Here is an 18271-nt window from a genome sequence, read left to right on the forward strand (position 1 = left end):
AGCGCGAGACATGTCCGACATCCTGACCAAGATCGAGGCTTACAAGCGCGAGGAGATCGCCGCCGCGAAGCGCGCGCGTCCGCTCGCCGAGGTCGAGGCGCAGGCGAATGCGGCCTCGGCGCCGCGCGGCTTCGTCCGTGCGCTCAGGGATAAGCACGCACGCGGCGACTACGCGCTGATCGCGGAGGTGAAGAAGGCCTCGCCCTCGAAGGGGCTGATCCGGGCCGACTTCGATCCACCCGTGCTCGCGAAAGCCTACGAGGCGGGCGGCGCGGCGTGCCTGTCGGTGCTGACGGATGCGCCCTCGTTCCAGGGCCATCTCGATTTCATGGTCGCGGCGCGCGCGGCGACCAATCTGCCGGTGCTGCGCAAGGATTTCATGTTCGACACCTATCAGGTGGCGGAGGCGCGCGCCCACGGCGCCGACTGCATCCTGATCATCATGGCCGCGCTTGGCGATACGGCGGCAAGGGAGCTCGAGGACGCCGCGCTCGGCTATGGCATGGACGTGCTGATCGAGATCCACGACCGCGCCGAACTCGACCGCGCCTTGAAACTTCGCTCGCCGATGATCGGCGTCAACAACCGCAATCTGCGCACCTTCGAGACCACGCTTGCGACCAGCGAGGCGCTGGCGCCGCTGATCCCGCGCGATCGCCTGATGGTCGGCGAGAGCGGCATCTTCACATCAGATGATCTCGCCCGCCTCGAGCGCGTCGGGATGTCGACCTTCCTGGTCGGCGAGAGCCTGATGCGCCAACAGGACGTCACCGCGGCCACCCGCGCCTTGCTGACGCGGCAGACGGCACCGCGCGCTACCGGCACACGCTGACGCGATGGCGCGCAAGACCAAAGCCGGATCGAAGGGATCTGGCGCCGCCCTCACCCATATCGACGCCAAGGGCGAGGCGCGGATGGTCGACGTCTCGGCCAAGCCCGCGACCGAACGGACCGCCGTCGCCGAAGGCCGCGTCCTGATGAGCAAGGCAACGCTGGCGCTGATCGAAACCGGGCAGGCCAAGAAAGGCGACGTGCTCGCGACCGCGCGGATATCAGGCATCATGGCGGCGAAGCGGACCTCGGAATTGATCCCGCTCTGCCATCCGCTGGCGCTGAGCAAGGTCACGATCGACATCGCAACCGACGATAAGCTGCCCGGCTGCATCGTCCGCGCCAGCGTCAAGGTGACGGGACCGACCGGCGTCGAGATGGAGGCGCTGACCGCGGTTTCGGTCGCCTGCCTGACGATCTATGACATGGTCAAGGCGGTCGACCGCGGCATCCGGATCGAAGGCATTCACCTGGTCGAGAAGATCGGCGGCAAATCCGGGCACTATCGTGCCGGCGCGTGAACGCCGGTTCGCTCGATCACTTCAGTGAACCGCTGATCGTATTGAAGGTGCCCGAGAGCCTGGTGCCGACGCCTTTCACCGCTGCAATGATCGCGATGGCGATGCCGGTTGCGATCAGCCCGTATTCGATCGCGGTAGCACCGGTTTCGTCGGCCCAAAAGCTCTGCACAAGCCTCTTCATGATGATACCCTCGCACCCTTGAATTTCGCGCAACCACACGCAAACAACGTGCCGAGGCCAACATCGAGCAGGTTCATCGAGTTAGATCGTAAACAGATGATTGCATCGGCCTTGCGCCCGGCAAGGAATTCCGCGTCGCACTTCTCGACCGGCAGAATCTGCAGTTTTCGCTTTGGGAACCTGTTGTCCTGATATCGATCAGCGCTGCAACGATGTCGCGGCCTCGTCAAACTGCATCAGCGGCAATTGCCTCATTTCGCCCCAGCCGGAGGGGAGTTTGTAGCGTCAACCCGGAACGGTGTAGGCCCCCTATCCGCAACCACTCGTTAACCAATCTCGCTAACCGGCGCTCCATTTCGTTTGGATACGACTTTCGCGGGCCGGAGGTGCGTGAAAGCTACTTTCGGGTGAAACGCCTGGAAGCGATAGCGTCAGATGAAGCAAAACGGCAGCGCCTTGTTCAACGTCACCTCTGTGATCGGCAGCGGTCCGATCCGCTGGCTGATCCTCGGCGGCGCCGTGCTGATGGCCGCGATCGCGATCGGCGCCACCTTGATGGCGGAGAATTTCCGCGAGCGCGCCCTGCATAACAGCGAGCGCGAGCTCGAGAACACCGTACTGCTGCTGGCGCGGCATTTCGACCAGCAGCTCGACGACCTCGAAGTGGTCCAGCGTGACCTGATCGCGTTCATGCGCGACAACGGGATCGCGACGCCGGAGAACTACAGGCGCCGGATGTCCGCCGCCGACATCCATGCGATGCTCAAGTCCAAGATGGACGCGCTGTCCAATGTCGGCAGCCTCAACGTGTTCGACGCCGACGGCGCGCTGATCAACAGCTCGAGCGCCTGGCCATTGCCGCAGGCCTCGATCGCCGATCGCGACTACTTCAAGATCTTCAGATCCGGCCCCTACTCGCCCGACATGATGGTCGCGCCGGTGGTCAGCCGCGTCAGCGGGAACTGGACCACCGCGATCGTCCGCAAGGTCACGGGACCGCAAGGCGAGTTCCTCGGCGTGGTCGGGCGCGGCATCGAGCCGGCGACCTTCGAGAAATTCTTCTCGACCGTTGCGCTCGGCGACGGCGCCGCGATCTCGATGCACCATCGCGACGGCACGCTGCTGGCGCGCTATCCCCACGTCGAGGAGATGATCGGGAAGAACTTCCGCACCGGCCCGGCCAATCAGCAGCAGGTGTTCGAGCTATCGCAGAGCACCTCGCGGTTGACCAGCCCGGTCGACGGCAAGGACCGCCTGGTGTCGTCGCGGGCGCTGTCCAAATTCCCGATCGTCGTCGTCGCCACGACCACCACGGAGGCGGCGCTCGCCAACTGGCGCGAGCAGATCGGCATGCTGATCGCGGTGACCGCAGCATCGGTGCTGGCGATCGCGATCCTGCTGACGCTCGTTGTGCGCAAGCTGTTGCAGCAGCACCGCACCCAGCAGCAGCGTTTGACGCTGGAGAAGCTCCGGCTCGACACCGCCGTCAACAACATGACCCAGGGCCTGTTGCTGTTCGATGCCGCGCAGCGTCTCGTGATCTGCAACAAGCGCTATATCGAGATGTACGGATTATCCGCCGACGTCATCCGGCCCGGCTGCAGCTTCCGCGACGTCGTCGCGCATCGCCACCTGACCGGCTCGTTCCAGGGTGACGTCGAACGCTACGTCAACCTCGTGCTGCGCGACGTCGGCATCCGCAACACCATGGTGATCGCAACGCCCGACGGGCGCTCGATCCAGGTGGTCAACGAGCCGCTGGCCGACGGCGGCTGGCTTGCGACCCACGAGGACGTCACCGAACGCCGCCGCGCCGAGGAGCGCATCACGCATCTTGCCCACTACGATGCACTCACCGACCTGCCGAACCGCGCGCTGTTCCATGAGAAGATCAAGCGCGAGCTGACCGATGTCGCGCCCGGCAGCCAGCTCGCGGTGCTCTATATCGACATCGACGAATTCAAGGGCGTCAACGACTCGCTCGGCCACATGGTCGGCGACGAGTTGCTCAAGTCGGTGGCACGGACGCTGAGCGGCGTGATCGGCGACGGCGATTTCGTCGCCCGGCTCGGCGGCGACGAATTCGCGATCGTGCAGACCGGCGTGAAGAGCGAGGTCGAGGTCACCGACCTCGTCGCGCGCATCTACGAGGTGATCCGCTCGCCCTATCAATGCCTCGGCCACCAGGTCACCACCGACGCCAGCATCGGCATCGCGCTGGCGCCGAGGGACGGCACCGATCTCGACCAGATCATGAAGAACGCCGACCTTGCAATGTATGCGGCGAAGTCGGCCGGCCGGCGCGTCGCGCGCTTCTTCGAGCCGGCGATGGACGCCGACGCCCGCGCCCGCCGCGAGCTCGAGATGGAGCTGCGGCAGACCATCGCTGCTGGCAGCGGGCTCGAAGTGTATTACCAGCCCTGCGTCGATCTGCGCAGCAACGAGATCACCGGCTGCGAGGCGCTGGTGCGCTGGCGCCATCCGGTGCGCGGCATGATCTCGCCGGCCGACTTCGTGCCGATCGCCGAGGAGACCGGCCTGATCAACCAGCTCGGCGAATGGGTGCTGATGACGGCCTGCAAGGAAGCCGTGAACTGGCCCGATCACATCAGGCTCGCGGTCAACGTCTCGCCGGTGCAGTTCCGGACCGGCACGCTGGCGCTCAAGGTGATCGCGGCGCTCGCGGCATCGGGCCTGTCGGCGGGCCGGCTCGAGCTCGAGATCACCGAGGCGGTGCTGATCCGCGACGACGAGACGGCGCTGGCCGCGCTGCACCAGCTCCGCGCCATCGGCATCCGGATCGCGCTCGACGATTTCGGCACCGGCTATTCATCGCTGAGCTATTTGAAGCGCTTCCCGTTCGACAAGATCAAGATCGACCGCTGCTTCGTCACCGACATCGCCGATCCGCAGGGTTCAGCCGGCATCGTCGAGGCGGTCGTCAACATCGCTGCCGAGCGCAGCATGACGACCACCGCAGAAGGCGTCGAGACCGCGCAGCAGCGCCAGTTGCTGCGCGAGCTCGGCTGCTCGGAAATGCAGGGCTATCTGTTCAGCCCGCCAAAACCGGCCGCCCAGATCCGCGAGCTGTTGGCCGGGCATCACCGTGGCCCCGCAGCAGGTCCGACCGCCGCGCGCCGGCGCAAACCGGTCGCCGGCGCGGCCTGACCGCCTGCAGCGTTTCGAGCGAAGTGGATACCGGTTCGCGTGAAGAAAACGCGTCAAGACAAGAAGGGCGAGCCCCGTTCCGATTCAATCGGAACGGGATAGCCTCTAGTTCGGCACCGGCCGCTTCTGCGCGGCCTTGTCGGCGTTCTTGGCGTCGGCGTTCACGGTGACGCCGCGCAGCTGGTTGAACGCCGCAGCCAGCGCCTTGTCGTTCTTCTCGTCCGGCGGCACGTAGGACTGCGAGCCGGTCTGCTCGGCGCCCTCGGCGGAGAGGTGGCCGCGCATCGAGGCCTCGCCCTTGATCTCGGAGCGGGTCTTGAACTCGTCCGGCACGTCCTGCAGCACCTCGATGTCGGGCTTGATGCCAAGCGCCTGGATCGAATGGCCCGACGGGGTGAAATAGCGCGCCGTGGTCAGCGCCAGCGCACCATTGCCGGCACCGAGCGGAATGATTGTCTGCACCGAGCCTTTGCCGAACGAGCGGGTGCCGATCAGCGTCGCACGCTTGTGGTCGTGCAGCGCGCCCGCGACGATCTCGGAGGCCGAGGCCGAGCCGCCGTTGATCAGCACCACGAGCGGCTTGCCCTTGGTCATGTCGCCGCCATGGGCGGTGAAGCGCTGGGTCTCTTCCGGATTGCGGCCGCGGGTCGAGACCACCTCGCCGCGCTGCATCAACGTCGAGGTCACCGAGACCGCCTGATCGAGCAGGCCGCCCGGATTGTTGCGCAGGTCGACGACGTAGCCGGCGAGCTTGTCCTGCGGGACCTGCTTCTGGATCTCGCCGATCGCCTTGCGCAGGCCCTCGGTGGTCTGCTCGTTGAACGAGGTGATCCTGACATAGCCGATGTCGCCGCCCTCGACGTGGTACTTCACCGGGCGGACACGGATGATCTCGCGGGTAATCGAGACCTCGATTGGCTTGTCGGCGTCCTTGCGGATGATCTTCAGCCGGATCGAGCTGTTGGGCGCACCCTTCATCTTGTTGACGGCCTGATCGAGCGTCAGGCCCTGAATCTGCTCATCGTCGATCGAGGTAATCACGTCGCCCGACATGATGCCGGCGCGCGAGGCCGGCGTGTCGTCGATCGGCGCCACCACCTTGACGAAGCCGTCCTCCATCGTGACCTCGATGCCGAGTCCGCCGAACTCGCCATGCGTGGTCTCCTGCATCTCCGCCCAGCCCTTCTCGTTCATGTAGCGGGAGTGCGGATCGAGCGAGGAGATCATGCCGTTGATCGCCCCTTCGACGAGCTTGGAGTCCTCGGGCTTCTCGACGTAGTCGGTCTTGATCTTCTCGAACACCTCGCCGAACAAATTGAGCTGCGAATAGGTGTTGTCGGCATGCGCGGCGGCATTGGCGACGGCGAACAGATGCGCCCCCTGCGGCGAGGCCACGAGCAGGGTGAGACACGCTCCCGCAACCGTCCCGAGGAAGAAGCCAACATGTCTGCGCATTATCCGTGATCCCTTCGCTATCGGCCGGCAACGTTCCGCAACGTTCGCCTGCCCCACCCCGACGGGGGCACCACACAACGGCTTTTTGGTCGGATCAAGGCCGCCTCGTCACCGGACCATTACGGTCCTGTCACGATGCCCTGGTCAGCCCCAAATCAGCATTTAGTCAACACCAAGTCAGGCTCAAGTCAGCTCCCGGTCGGCCTCCGGCCCAGGCTCGCGCAACCCGTTCTGCCAGGTCGATGGCCTAGTCCCGAATCCGCGCTTGGCCCGGGTGCCCAGCCAATAGCCAAACTGCGCAGGAACATGGCGAAATGGCCCTTCAACCCCGAGTTTTAGCGCGGCATCCATCGGCCAGTTCGGGTTATTGAGGATTTCCCGGCCGACCGCGATCAAATCTGCTTGTTTGTCACGCAGTACCTGCTCGGCCTGGTCACCATGGATGATCAGGCCGACCGCCATGGTCATGATATCGGCGTGCCGGCGGACATATTCCGCCAGCGGCACCTGATAGTTGTATTTGATCTCCTTGCCGAGGATCGGCGCCATCTCGCTGATTCCGCCCGACGAGCAGTCGATCACGTCGACGCCCTTCGTCTTCAGGATCTTCGCCAGGTGCGCGCTCTGCTCCGGGCCCCACCCGGCATTGTCCTCGACCGACAGCCGCACGAACAACGGCTTGTGATCCGGCCAGTAGCCGCGCACGGCCTCGGTCACCTCGATCAGGAAGCGCATCCGGTTGGCGTCCGAGCCGCCATATTCGTCGCTGCGCTGGTTGGCGCGCGCGGAGAGGAATTCGTGCACGAGATAGCCATGGGCGCCGTGCAGCTCTAGCACCTCGAACCCGGCCTCATGCGCGCGCCGCGCCGCCTGCCCCCAGGCCGCAACGAGATCCTTCACCTCATGCGTTTCCAGCGCGCGCGGCACCGGCCAACGCTCGCTATGGGCGATCGCGCTCGGCGCCACCGGGGTCCAGGCGTCCCAATCCTCGATCGCAGCGCTGCGCTCCAGCGGACGGTCGCCCTCCCAGGGGCGGCTTGCGCGCGCTTTGCGGCCGGAATGGCCAAGCTGGATGCCGGCGACGGCGTTCTGCTGTTTGATGAAGCTGACGATCCGGCTGAGCGGTGCGATGAACTTGTCGTCCCAGATGCCGAGATCGCCGATCGTTCCGCAACCGCGACGCTCGACCTTGGTCGATTCGACAATCACCAGACCGGCGCCGCCGGCGGCGAACTTGCCGGCATTCATCAAATGCCAGTCGGTCGGAAAGCCCTTTTCGGCCGAATACTGATGCATCGGCGGCACCACGATGCGGTTCTTCAACGTGACGCCGCGAATGGTCATCGGCGAAAACAGCAGCTTGTCGGACATCGCTTCCTCGCTTCACATCGTTACCCGGCACGCCGGACCGATCTTGTATTTGTCGCCGACGATATACGCACCGCGCAACGGCCGATAGAGGCACGCCGCGGCCGCGCGCGCTCGTCGAAATTGCAGGTTCCACCGCATCGAATTTTTGCGCGCGGAGGAAATCATGATCGCCACGCGTGTTGTCTCTGGCAACCGCAAGGAGGAAGCTCATGAGGATCAGCACAATCGCGTTGTTCATCGCCGGTGTCATGGCAACCGGCCCGATCATCGCTGGACACGCGGCCGCGCAAAGCCTGCAAAATGACGCCGACAAGGGCGCCAAGACACGCAATTCCGGTGAATCCGGTTATGTCGGAGATCAGGACCGCCCCGGCGCGGCCTCGACGCCTCCTGGACGCCCCAATGCTGCCACCGGTTCCACGGATGCCGCGACGTCTCCGAGCGCGCAGAATTCCGGGACCGGAATCAGCGGCGCTCCGGGAAACAAGAACGGGCCGCCGGCCAAAGGACAAAGCACGGTGGGCTCAAGCTCGCAGAACCAGCACGTCCGGCAACAGGACCCCTCCAACGTCAAGGGATTGCCCGGCAACAAGAGCGGTGAGCCTGCCAAGCGTTAGCGCATTGCGCGTCCTCAACAGACGCGACGCCGGTCAATGGCACCGATCGGCGCCGGCTTGAATTGCGCTGCTGATCTGAGCAGTTCTGACTTTATTGAGCGGGCTTGCGGTTCGCCGACAGGTCGGTCGGGCAATTTAGCCCGCATGCGATCGCTCTCTTCTGGTCGGCAACACGCCAGACCAGCAGCGCGACCAGGACGATGATGGTGACGGTGAGCTTGGCCAACGTGTCGTGATTCAATTTCAGCTCCGAGCAACAATCCGCACAGGTGGCAATCATCAGCTGCAAACAAGAGTGGTCCGGCCCCCTCGGCGGCCGTGCCCGGTCCGTCTACCAGACCCGCATTCGATCTGGTCACCATCATGGTACGGAGCTGACGTGGCCTGCAAGCTTTCCGGTCTGCATGGCAGCACAGCACAAGCCGGCCGCGATCGCGCTGGACATTTCTCGTCTGTGTCCTGCTCGGCGTCTGTGCCCTGATCATTGCCCCAGAGGCGCACAACACCTCCTGGGGCCCCAGCCGTCGCGTTGGGCCGCAAATATCTGCAACTCCAAATGGCCCGGAATTTGATAACGAAAAACGCCGCGATCAGCGGGAACCTGCCGTCCATCATGTAGCCCATATGGGCTACATCCTCGCGACACCGGGTCAGCTCCGCGCGAGCCGCGCTGCACCCGCGGCGATCGCGTCGTTGAAGCTCGTGTCCCAGAACTTTCCAACCTCGGCGCGCGCGTCGAGCACACCGAGCTTGAGGAAGGTATCGGCGACCTTCTGGTGGGTCTGCGGCACGTCAGGCGTAACACCTGCGAGCGAGAAGTCGTCGCTGCGGCGGGCGAACTGGTCGAGGATGTCCTGCAGCGGCAAATGCGTCTCGGCCACCTGCGCCGCCGCATAGAGGGGAAAATTCTTGTTGGCGAACGCGTAGGCGCGCTGGATGCGCAGCAGAAAATCGGTCACGGCCGCGTGGCGCTGCGGATCGTCGACCGCCTTCGGATTGGCGTAGATCGGGAAATTGCCCGAGAGATAGCCGACCCCGGTCTTGAGCAGGCGCGCGCCCTGCTTCGCGATCGCAAGCTGCCCATTGTAGCCATAGATCGCCCAGGCATCGAGCTTGCCGGAGGCGAACGCCGAGTAGCCGTCCGACGGCGTCAGATTGATGGCCTCGATGTCGCCGAACGCAAGGCCCGCTTCCTCGAGCTGCTTGGCGAGGAAGTAGTGCGCCGTGGTCGCACGCACATAGCCGACGCGCTTTCCCTTCAGATCGGCGATCGAATGGATCGGCGCATCCTTTGCCGCCACCGTGACCTGGATGTTGAGATCCTCATGCGTGACGGCGATGAAGCGCACCTTGGCGTTCTGGCGCGCGGCGAACATTGCCGGAATCTCGCTGCCCGAACCGATGTCGAGCGCATCGCCGTTCAGGGCCTCGATATGGAGCACGCCATTGTTGAGCTCCTTCCATTCGATCCTGTAGGGCGTCTTGTCCTCGCCGGCGGCCTGCAGCAGCGGGCGCCAGCCACCCTTGTAATACGCCACCCGCAACGTGACGCCGCCGAGGTCAGGGCCTGCGCCCGCCCCCGTCTCCGCCCGCACACCGTGCGCAACCAGACTTCCGGCGAGAACGCCGAGCGCAGAACGTCGAGAGAGAGATGGCGTAGTCACCGGCGTTAGGCTCCTGATCAGCAGTCACAACTGCCGCAAGCTTAGGAGAAAAACCGCCGATGTATATGAGACGCTATTTCGTTTTTCGCCCCGCGCGCGAAAAGCCGTTCCAAGGATTGGCGGTTCGGCGCGGAAATCCATATCGGACGACGACAGCCGCGCTACTTCGCAACCTCGTAGACGTCAGGATCGAAGCTCGAGCTCGGATGGGCGAACGCGTTGCGCAGCGCCGGCGAGATCGGGACGTTGTAGTTGATGCCGTTCGGCGGGGTCGGCTGCTCCAGCCACTTCCTGTACATGACCTCGATCTCCGGGCTCTGGTAGAGCTCGGCCGTCGCGCGGTCGGCGAGCGCCCTGAACGGCGCGTCCTCCCGGCGCAGCATGATTCCGAACGGCTCGGCCTTCGAGAACGCCTCCGCGCTGATCATGTAGAGTGCGGGCTCTTTCGATCGTGCGATCGCGACCGCAAGCTGGACGTCGTCGAGCGCGTAGGCCTGGGCGCGGTCGGTCTCCAGCATCAAGAACGCCTCAGCCTGGTCCTTGGCTGGCAGCACGTTGATGCCGAGCTTGCGTTCCATGTTGACCTTGATGAGCTGCGTCAGGTTCACCGAGCCTGCTACGGCGGTGACCGACTTGCCCTTGAGGTCGTCGATGGTGTTGATGCCGGACGATTTCTTGGCGGCGAATCGCGTGGCGCTCAGGAAGTGCGCGTTTGTGAAGGTCACCTGCTTCTGGCGCTCGGCGCTGTTGGTGGTCGCCGAGCAGTGCAGATCGATGGTGCCGTTGACCATCAGCGGGATGCGGTTCGACGAGGTCACCGGGAGATAGTCGACCGCGATGTCGGGCATGCCGAGCTCCTGCTTCACGGCATCGACGATCTTGAGGCAGATATCGAGCGCGAAGCCGATCGGCCGCTGGCTGTCGTCGAGATAGCTGAAGGGAACGGAAGCCTCCTGGAAGCCCAGCGTGACCTTTTTTGTTTCCTTGATCTTCTGCAGCGTGCCCGACAGCTCCTCGGCCGCCGCGGGGCTCGCGACGAGTATGAGAGCGAAGAGGATGGCGGGCAAACGCATCGGCGGCTCCTGTGCGGGGATCAGGCGGCGGTGATAGCCCAACGCAGAAGCCCGGCGATAGAAGATGTTGTGTCTATCAGCTATCACGCTTTGCTATGGTCTGCCGCCTGCCGCGCTTGCAACCGCAACGGCGAGACATCCGGACGCGCCGCATTCTGGTCCGGGCGAGGTCGCCGATTGAGCTCGCCGCACATTGCCGCGCGGCACCGGGACGTCCGCGGCGCAAAGAAGGGCCCCAGCGAGGGGGTTACACGCTGAGGCCAGGGCAACCTGGTCACGCCATCCTAGACCCCGCCCCGACAATTTCCTCCGCTCCTTCGGAGTACCGGACTCATACGGAGCCGATGACTGAACCTTACTCCGCTCCCGCCCGTATCCCTGACGTCAGGATTTTGCCATTCCTCCTGGGGCTCGAACCAACGCCGCCCGTCGTATTTCAATGCGGGCGGCGTTGCGCGTTTCTGGCCTGCAACGAGAAGCGACTACAACGCGCCCGCTCAGCTGACATCAAAGTTCCCGGGCAGGAACCGGAACGGATAACAGCCGACGTGAGTTGGGCCATTGATTTTTTAAAGGATGGAGCGTCATCGCCGTGAGCCGAAAAACCCTGCAAGCACGTTCGGAGCAGGCGCTCGTCGTCATCATTCTCAGCACCGGCGCGCTGATCGCTTACCTCGGCCTCGCGCTCTCCAGGATATGAGAGGTAAGCAACAAGTCGCTTGAAGGTGATTGTTGCGCGACGCCGGGGCCACAGCCCTCATTGACAACACGCGCCCTTGGTTTTGGGTTGCCGGCATTCGCCAGGGACGACGATCGGGATGCAGGCGGCGCCACACATTTAGTGTCGTCCCGGCGAAGGCCAGGACCGATTGCCCCAAGCCTCAACTGTTGCACGACCCCGGGCCGCAGGGTCGACACCCTGCCCTGTGGTCGCATGCCTGCCGCACAAATCGGGGACATTGCCGCCCGCCGGCAATTCTCGTACACGGTTTCACGCAATGACCTCGCAACTCTCTCCCGATTCCGTCGACGTGCTGCTGTTCGATATCGGCCGCGTCGTGCTCGACATCGACTTCGAGAAGGTGATGGCGCACTGGGCGCAGCATGCCGGCTGCGCGCCGGCCGACCTTGCCACGCGCTTCGTCGTCGACGACAGCTTCAAGCATCACGAGATCGGCCGGATCGACGACGCAGCGTTCTTCGCGAACCTGCGCCGGACGCTCGGCATCGACCTCACCGATGCGCAGTTCCTCGAAGGCTGGAACGCGATCTTCACCGGCGAGATGCCGGGCATCGCCCCCCTGCTCGCGACCGCCGCTCAGCGGATGCCGCTCTACGCCTTCTCCAACACCAATCCGGCCCATGTCGCGCATTTCTCCGTGATCCATTCCGAGGTGCTCAGCCATTTCCGCACCGTCTTCCTGTCCTCGACGATCGGGCACCGGAAACCCCACGCCGAGGCCTACGATCATGTGGTAAAAGCCATCGGCGTGCCGGCGTCGCGGATCCTGTTTTTCGACGATTTGGCCGCCAATATCGAAGGGGCGCGGGCGCGCGGCCTTCATGCCATCCACGTGACATCGACGGATGACGTGGCGAGGGCTCTGGCCGCACTTGGTCTGTGATTAGGACGTGAGGAGTTCTGAGCGTGGCGCTGATGCCGGTTGCCGATGCCCTGTCCGCGGTGCTTTCCGGCGCCAACCCGCTGCCGGAGGAGATGGTCGCGCTCGATGCCGCCTACCATCGCACCTTGGCGCGCGACCTCGCCGCACGCCGCACCCAGCCGCCGCAGCCGATGTCGGCGATGGACGGCTATGCCGTGCGCGCGGCGGACGCCGGTGATCTGAAGGCCCGGCTCAAGGTGATCGGCGAAGTCGCTGCCGGCCGGCCGTTCGAGCGCACGGTTGGCCCGGGCGAAGCGGTGCGGATCTTCACCGGCGGCGTGATCCCCCATGGCGCCGACGCCGTCATCATCCAGGAAGACACCACCGTCGACGGCGACCACATCACGATCACCGAGCCGGCTGCCGCCGGACGGCACATCCGCCCCGCCGGCGTCGACTTCCGTGAGGGCGACGTGCTGCTCGAAGCCGGCAGCCGCCTCTCGGACCGCGCGCTGTCGCTCGCGGCGGCCATGAACTATCCGGACCTTGCGGTGCACCGCCGTCCGAAGGTCGCGGTGCTGGCGACCGGCGACGAGCTGGTGATGCCGGGCTCGGAGCCTGGCCCCGGCCAGATCGTCTATTCCAACGGCTATGCGCTGCGGGCGCTGGCGCGCGCCGAAGGCGCCGAGACCGTCGATCTCGGGATTGCCGCCGATACGGTGGAGGCGACCACCGCCGGCGTCCGCCGGGCCCGCGACACCGGCGCGGACATCCTGATCACGACCGGCGGCGCCTCGGTCGGCGACCACGACCTGGTCAAGAAGTCGCTGGAGGCCGAGGGCGTCGAGATGGCGTTCTGGCGGATCGCGATGCGGCCCGGCAAGCCGATGATGCATGGCCGGTTGGGGCCGATGCGGGTGATCGGCCTGCCCGGCAATCCGGTGTCCTCCTATGTCTGCGCCTTCCTGTTCCTGGTGCCCTTGATTCGGGCGCTGAGCGGCCGAAAGACTGTCCATCATGCCCGCGCGAACGCCCTGCTCGGCCGCGACCTCGCTGCCAACGACCAGCGCGAGGACTATCTGCGCGCGCGCCTCGACGAGCGCGAAGACGGCACGCTGATCGCAACGCCCGTGATGCAGCAGGACTCCTCGCTGCTCGGGAATCTCGCTGCGGCACGCGCACTTCTCGTGCGTCCGCCGTTTGCGCCCGCCGCCCTCACAGGCAACGAATGCGAGATCCTGATGCTGCCGGAGTGAGGCTTTCGCGGCCCGCCGATTACGCGTTGCAGAACGCGTTCACCTGAAATTAAGTGGTTGCGGAACACATATCGAACATATAGTGTCCGTTCATGATTTGTTTCGAGTGCTGGTGTCTACAAACGGGAGACCACCCAGGAAGCGCTTGTACTGAGCACCGCGCTCCTGAGGTCAGGTCCCGCCTGCAGGCGCACCTGTAGAGTCTCGGAATCGAACGACGCTACCAACCGGGGGAATACTCGAGATGCTCACGCGCAAACAGTACGAACTACTGCGTTTCATCAATGAACGTCTGAAGGAGGCCGGCGTACCGCCCTCGTTCGACGAGATGAAGGATGCGCTCGACCTGCGCTCGAAGTCCGGAATCCACCGCCTGATCACTGCGCTGGAGGAGCGCGGCTTCATTCGCCGCCTGCCCAACCGCGCCCGCGCCATCGAGGTCATCAAGCTCCCTGAGCTGTCGGCCGGAGGCGGCAACGGCCGCCGCGGCTTCACGCCGAGCGTCATCGAAGGCACCCTCGGCAAGCGCGCCAGCACCCCGCCGATCGCCGAGGACGACGGCAACCGTCCGGTCGCGGTCCCCGTGATGGGCCGGATTGCCGCCGGTACGCCGATCGAGGCGCTGCAGACCCGCAGCCACACCATCAGCGTGCCGCCCGACATGCTCGGCGCCGGTGAGCACTATGCGCTGGAAGTGCGCGGCGATTCGATGGTCGATGCCGGCATCCTCGACGGCGACATGGCGCTGATCCAGCGCAACGACGTCGCCAACACCGGCGACATCGTGGTGGCGCTGATCGACGAGGAGGAGGCTACCCTAAAGCGCTTCCGCCGCCGCGGCGCATCGATTGCGCTGGAGCCGGCCAACACCGCCTATGAAGTGCGCATTCTGCCGCCGAACCGGGTCCGCATCCAGGGCAAGCTGATCGGTCTCTATCGCAAGTACTGATTTTCAAATACTTGCGGCGGCAGGGAACGAGCGACACATCGGATCGTTCCTTGCATGATAGCGTAACGTGCTGGTTGCCCGATGCGCTCCGATACCTCTCGCGCAGCGTCGCGTGTTTGTGATCGGGGGCGTTGGTCGAGCAGTCGTACAATCGCCCAGAAACGAGGAGACACTCGTTCGCTATCGTCCACTCTGGTAGAGGCCCTATGCCTCAAGGAGAGGCACGGGTCGCTACCTCGATTAGAGGAGCCATCCGATGTGTGACTATAGTCTGCACGCCGTGGCGTCGCGCCCCGCCATTGTTGGAGAGACGCTGATCACCACGACTTTCCGCGGCACGTCGACCCGCGGCTTTGCTTCGGAGAACGATCCCAACGTCGCGGTCTGCATGCTGCCGGGCACCGAGCTCGCTTTCGCCGAGAACGTTCGCTACGACAGCCGCTGGATCTGGACCAAGACGATGAATTTCCGCGTCGGCGTGTTCAACGAAGTCGAGCCCGACGTTCCCGACCGCCATCATGACGCGGTCGAATTCCCCGACGGCAGCCATGTGCTGGTGACCCAGCTCGTCGAGGGACAACGCGTCAGCGTGCTGCAATTGCCGGCACTGCATCCGCCGGTCGAGCAGAAGCCGAAGGTTGTGGAGCGGCGGCCCTCTGCATTCGCGTCGCTGTTTTTGGGTTGAACGCATCGTCACCGCGGGATGAACCATCCGGCGGCGAGTGACCTAAGCGATTTGGAGCGACCCCGGACGTCAGGTTCCGGGGCGCAGAAGGAGATTTGCGTCAGCGGCCACCTTGGCGCATCATCGTACACGGAGGACGTGCGCGGTGGTCGATAAGGTCACTTGGCAAAAGGCTGGACGGGTCACGGAACCGGGCCGCTACATGTTCCGGTTCGGCTGGCTGACGGTAACGGCTGACGATCTGAAGGTCTGGGAGCAGTTTCCCGAGGCTTCCTTCACCCTCGTCAAGAAGCCCGATGCCGGCCCCGACTCTGACGAGTATCATCTTGGCCTGTTCGAGCTGCCGGCCGGACCCTCGCCTGGCAACGGCTAATCCTCGCCCTGAAAATCGCTCTCGGCCGGCGTCGCATCGACGGCGGGCCGTGGCGCGGTCGCGGTCGCACGCAGCGTGGTCTCGCTCTCGCCATCGCCGGGAACCGCCGGCGACCATGGCCGGTCGATCCCCCCGGGCTTGACGGCATCAATGGCGTAGCCGTCCCTGATGCGCCGCAGCACCAGCGCGCCGTGACGCCGCAACCGCTCGGCATCGATCACCGAGGCCGCGCAGTCCTTCGGTGCCGGCCGCGCGGTCACGATCAGCGCCGCGCGCTCGCAATCATCAGTCAGCGCCTCGGACCGGGTCGCCAGGGTGACGAAGGCGCCGCCGGGACCTTGGGTCACGCAGCCGCTCGGATCGCAGGAGACACCCTCACCGAGTGAGGCGTCCGTCGCGGTCCGCGCATCGGCGTCCGCTGCCAGCCACTCCTTGACCAGGAAGGCGTCCTTGGCGCTGCGCATCAGATGCAGCCGGCCGTCGCCGCCCCGCACCGCGACGTTGCGGCCGTCGGCGGAGACCAGCACGTCCGGCTGCGGCACCGACACGGCCCAGACCGAGGCCACGACCAGCAGCGCGGCGCCCGACCAGCGCAGCGGCGTGCGCAACAGCCCGAGCAGAACGAGGCCGGCGCTTGCCAGGATCATCGGCCCGACCCCGAAAGCCGCCATCCGCCCGACCGCGCCGGGGAGCGCGGCGACCCATTGCGTCACCAGGATCATCCAGTCGATGCCGAACCCCATGATCGCCCAGAACACGCCGTCGAAGCCGAACGGCATGGTGAGCAGCCCGAGCAGGCCGGCCGGCATCACGACGGCCGACACCACCGGCATCGCCGCGAGGTTCGCGAGCAGCCCATAGGGCGTCACGCGATGGAAATGGAACGCGGCATAGGGCGTGGTCGCGAGCCCCGCCACCAGCGAGGCCAGCATCAGCATCGTGAGCTCACGGCCGCCCCACAGCGCAAGGCGCGCAGTTGCCGAGTGATCGGGCGACGCCAGCAGGTTCGGCAGCCCGATCTGCACCAGCGCCACGAGCCCGAGCGTCGCCGCAAACGACATCTGGAAGCTCGGATGCACCAGCGCCTCCGGGGCGATCGCGAGCACGATCAGCGCCGCCACCGCCAGCGTGCGGAAGGTGATCGCGCGGCGATCGACGATCACGGCGATCAGCACCACCGCGGTCATGAAGAACGATCGCTGGGTCGCGACCTCCGCGCCCGACAGCAGCAGGTAGAACGCCGCCGCGACCAGCGCGGCCGCCGCCGCCCATTTCTTGATCGGGTGCCCCGCCGTCAGCGCCGGAAACAGCGCAAGCAGCGCGCGGATCGTGAAGAACACGACGCCGGCGACCACGGCCATATGGTATCCGGAGATCGACAGCACGTGGCCGAGCCCCGAGATGAACATCGCGTCGTTGACCGGCGTCGTGATCGCATCGCGCCGGCCGGTCAGCAGCGCCGTTGCAATCGCACGCTGATCGCCGTCAAGCGTGGTGCGGATCCGCGCGTCGATGGCATCGCGCAGCCACTGCATGAAGGCGGCATAGCGCAGCATGAGGCCGCCGCTCGCCGGCGGCTCACTGGTCTTGACCGCGCCCATCGCGAAGCCGGACGCGCCGATACCCTGGAAATAGAGGTCGCGGCCGAAATCATAGGAGCCCGGACGCTGCGGTCCGAGCGGCGGCATCAGCCGGGCCTTCAATTCGACGAAGCTGCCGACATCCGGCGCGGTGCCCTTTTTCACCGAGAGCCTGACGCGCTCGAGTTTCGGCACCTCGCGCTGGCTTTCCATCGACACGACGCGCAGCACGAAGCGATCAGTCTTTTCCCTGACATCGCGCGTCTCGACGAAACCGGTCAGCGCGACGGAATATATCGGCCGCGCCAGCACGCCATGGGCGATCCGCGCGGTCTTCCATGTCGCCGTCGCAAAGCCCGCCGCGACCGCGGCCAGCATCACCACGGCGGCAAACCCCCGGTGCCGCCGCAGCAGCAACGCCAGCAGGCAGAGCGCGATCGCGACCGTGGCCGCGACGGACAACACCGGCTCGTGCTCAGCAGCGAAATAGAACGCAATCCCGGTGCCGAATGCCACCGGCACCCAAGGAAACAGCCGTCCGGCGCCCGCCTCCGCACGCGCCCATTGCCGCAATGTCTCGACGAGCGGCCGCCAGGTGCCGGCGCGCACCGGGATGTAGCCACCGACTGGCGCAGCCGCGCGCGGCGGCCAAGTCCCCGCGTAGCCGCGTCTGCCGCCCGGCGTCGTGCCCTGCTCCGCCATTCCGCTTGCGATCCCTGCCGGGCCACAAGGCTAGCGGAAGCCCCTGCCGGCCGCCTAGCGGAACGCAACCGGAACACGAAGCTATCCGGCAACACGAGCTGCGGCTGCCCCGGGTCCGTGAAAGCGGGCCGCAGCTCGCGCTTGCGGCGGCGCGCTGCACAATTTCGGAATATTAGAAGTTTATCCCTGAGTTGCCCGGCGTGTCAAGCAGTCTTGTCTAACGCCGCCTTGTCGAACGCCG

16 protein-coding genes and 1 pseudogene are annotated in these 18271 nt (G+C 65.4%); 9 read left to right on the forward strand and 8 right to left on the reverse strand.

The features are described from left to right. The first annotated feature begins 10 nt into the window (after nucleotides 1-10). A complete protein-coding gene (trpC, locus tag AKN83_RS19865; RefSeq protein WP_050402454.1) occupies nucleotides 11-832 on the forward strand; it encodes an indole-3-glycerol phosphate synthase TrpC in 822 nt (273 codons plus the stop codon). A gap of 4 nt (nucleotides 833-836) precedes the next feature. Next, complete coding sequence (gene moaC, locus AKN83_RS19870) at nucleotides 837-1352, forward strand: cyclic pyranopterin monophosphate synthase MoaC (protein WP_050402453.1); 516 nt, start codon at nucleotides 837-839, stop codon at nucleotides 1350-1352. A gap of 16 nt (nucleotides 1353-1368) precedes the next feature. Here the strand turns inward: moaC and AKN83_RS19875 are convergent, their stop codons facing one another. Beyond that, entirely contained in the window at nucleotides 1369-1533 is a 165-nt protein-coding gene (locus AKN83_RS19875) for a Flp family type IVb pilin (protein WP_050402452.1), read from the reverse strand. A gap of 435 nt (nucleotides 1534-1968) precedes the next feature. On the opposite strand from AKN83_RS19875, the gene AKN83_RS19880 reads away from it, so the two are divergent. Beyond that, nucleotides 1969-4701, forward strand: a complete 2733-nt coding sequence (locus AKN83_RS19880) for a bifunctional diguanylate cyclase/phosphodiesterase (protein WP_050402451.1) — start codon at nucleotides 1969-1971, stop codon at nucleotides 4699-4701. Between the two features lie 105 nt (nucleotides 4702-4806). Here AKN83_RS19880 and AKN83_RS19885 read toward each other — a convergent pair whose 3' ends face one another. From AKN83_RS19885 to AKN83_RS39780, 3 genes are all read right to left on the reverse strand, one after another. Then, nucleotides 4807-6156, reverse strand: a complete 1350-nt coding sequence (locus tag AKN83_RS19885; protein WP_050402450.1) for a S41 family peptidase — start codon at nucleotides 6154-6156, stop codon at nucleotides 4807-4809. Nucleotides 6157-6339: 183 nt separating this feature from the next. Beyond that, entirely contained in the window at nucleotides 6340-7527 is a 1188-nt protein-coding gene (locus AKN83_RS19890) for an NADH:flavin oxidoreductase/NADH oxidase (protein ID WP_050402449.1), read from the reverse strand. A 12-nt stretch (nucleotides 7528-7539) separates the two neighbouring features. Next, a complete protein-coding gene (locus tag AKN83_RS39780) occupies nucleotides 7540-7701 on the reverse strand; it encodes a hypothetical protein (RefSeq protein ID WP_157113476.1) in 162 nt (53 codons plus the stop codon). A 257-nt stretch (nucleotides 7702-7958) separates the two neighbouring features. Between AKN83_RS39780 and AKN83_RS41270 the strand changes: the two are divergent. After that, a pseudogene (locus tag AKN83_RS41270) lies at nucleotides 7959-8144 on the forward strand (hypothetical protein); the annotation flags it as partial. Between the two features lie 91 nt (nucleotides 8145-8235). On the opposite strand, the gene AKN83_RS39785 reads toward AKN83_RS41270, so the two are convergent. The 3 genes from AKN83_RS39785 to AKN83_RS19905 all read right to left on the reverse strand — a co-directional run bounded on the left by AKN83_RS39785 (nucleotide 8236) and on the right by AKN83_RS19905 (nucleotide 10881). Beyond that, a complete protein-coding gene (locus AKN83_RS39785) occupies nucleotides 8236-8385 on the reverse strand; it encodes a hypothetical protein (protein WP_157113477.1) in 150 nt (49 codons plus the stop codon). Between the two features lie 409 nt (nucleotides 8386-8794). Further along, entirely contained in the window at nucleotides 8795-9808 is a 1014-nt protein-coding gene (locus AKN83_RS19900) for an ABC transporter substrate-binding protein (RefSeq protein WP_050402446.1), read from the reverse strand. Nucleotides 9809-9969: 161 nt separating this feature from the next. Continuing rightward, nucleotides 9970-10881 carry an amino acid ABC transporter substrate-binding protein gene (locus AKN83_RS19905; protein WP_050402502.1) on the reverse strand — a complete coding sequence of 304 codons (912 nt, stop codon included), beginning with the start codon at nucleotides 10879-10881 and terminating at the stop codon, nucleotides 9970-9972. A 998-nt stretch (nucleotides 10882-11879) separates the two neighbouring features. Between AKN83_RS19905 and AKN83_RS19910 the strand changes: the two genes are divergently transcribed. The 5 genes from AKN83_RS19910 to AKN83_RS19930 all read left to right on the forward strand — a co-directional run bounded on the left by AKN83_RS19910 (nucleotide 11880) and on the right by AKN83_RS19930 (nucleotide 15748). Next, nucleotides 11880-12506: an HAD family hydrolase gene (locus AKN83_RS19910; RefSeq protein WP_050402445.1), complete on the forward strand. Its 627-nt coding sequence runs from the start codon at nucleotides 11880-11882 to the stop codon at nucleotides 12504-12506. A 23-nt stretch (nucleotides 12507-12529) separates the two neighbouring features. Continuing rightward, nucleotides 12530-13741 (forward strand): molybdopterin molybdotransferase MoeA, encoded by a 1212-nt coding sequence (locus AKN83_RS19915; protein WP_050402444.1) that lies wholly within the window; start codon nucleotides 12530-12532, stop codon nucleotides 13739-13741. Nucleotides 13742-13985: 244 nt separating this feature from the next. Beyond that, nucleotides 13986-14690: a transcriptional repressor LexA gene (lexA, locus tag AKN83_RS19920; RefSeq protein WP_050402443.1), complete on the forward strand. Its 705-nt coding sequence runs from the start codon at nucleotides 13986-13988 to the stop codon at nucleotides 14688-14690. 256 nt (nucleotides 14691-14946) lie between these two features. Beyond that, complete coding sequence (locus AKN83_RS19925; protein ID WP_050402442.1) at nucleotides 14947-15375, forward strand: hypothetical protein; 429 nt, start codon at nucleotides 14947-14949, stop codon at nucleotides 15373-15375. 145 nt (nucleotides 15376-15520) lie between these two features. Continuing rightward, complete coding sequence (locus AKN83_RS19930) at nucleotides 15521-15748, forward strand: hypothetical protein (protein ID WP_050402441.1); 228 nt, start codon at nucleotides 15521-15523, stop codon at nucleotides 15746-15748. Here the strand turns inward: AKN83_RS19930 and AKN83_RS19935 are convergent. Further along, nucleotides 15745-18030 carry a ComEC/Rec2 family competence protein gene (locus tag AKN83_RS19935; protein WP_050402440.1) on the reverse strand — a complete coding sequence of 762 codons (2286 nt, stop codon included), beginning with the start codon at nucleotides 18028-18030 and terminating at the stop codon, nucleotides 15745-15747. The two genes, AKN83_RS19930 and AKN83_RS19935, sit on opposite strands and share 4 nt — an antisense overlap. Between the last annotated feature and the right edge of the window lie 241 nt (nucleotides 18031-18271).

Source organism: Bradyrhizobium embrapense, assembly GCF_001189235.2.
GTDB classification, from domain to species: domain Bacteria; phylum Pseudomonadota; class Alphaproteobacteria; order Rhizobiales; family Xanthobacteraceae; genus Bradyrhizobium; species Bradyrhizobium embrapense.

Bases quoted from the DNA above. Each gene is read 5' to 3' on its own strand.
- trpC (WP_050402454.1), top strand. From the start codon at position 11: ATGTCCGACATCCTGACCAAGATCGAGGCTTACAAGCGCGAGGAGATC.
- moaC (WP_050402453.1), top strand. From the start codon at position 837: ATGGCGCGCAAGACCAAAGCCGGATCGAAGGGATCTGGCGCCGCCCTC.
- AKN83_RS19875 (WP_050402452.1), bottom strand. From the start codon at position 1,533: ATGAAGAGGCTTGTGCAGAGCTTTTGGGCCGACGAAACCGGTGCTACC.
- AKN83_RS19880 (WP_050402451.1), top strand. From the start codon at position 1,969: ATGAAGCAAAACGGCAGCGCCTTGTTCAACGTCACCTCTGTGATCGGC.
- AKN83_RS19885 (WP_050402450.1), bottom strand. From the start codon at position 6,156: ATGCGCAGACATGTTGGCTTCTTCCTCGGGACGGTTGCGGGAGCGTGT.
- AKN83_RS19890 (WP_050402449.1), bottom strand. From the start codon at position 7,527: ATGTCCGACAAGCTGCTGTTTTCGCCGATGACCATTCGCGGCGTCACG.
- AKN83_RS19905 (WP_050402502.1), bottom strand. From the start codon at position 10,881: ATGCGTTTGCCCGCCATCCTCTTCGCTCTCATACTCGTCGCGAGCCCC.
- AKN83_RS19910 (WP_050402445.1), top strand. From the start codon at position 11,880: ATGACCTCGCAACTCTCTCCCGATTCCGTCGACGTGCTGCTGTTCGAT.
- lexA (WP_050402443.1), top strand. From the start codon at position 13,986: ATGCTCACGCGCAAACAGTACGAACTACTGCGTTTCATCAATGAACGT.
- AKN83_RS19925 (WP_050402442.1), top strand. From the start codon at position 14,947: ATGTGTGACTATAGTCTGCACGCCGTGGCGTCGCGCCCCGCCATTGTT.
- AKN83_RS19935 (WP_050402440.1), bottom strand. From the start codon at position 18,030: ATGGCGGAGCAGGGCACGACGCCGGGCGGCAGACGCGGCTACGCGGGG.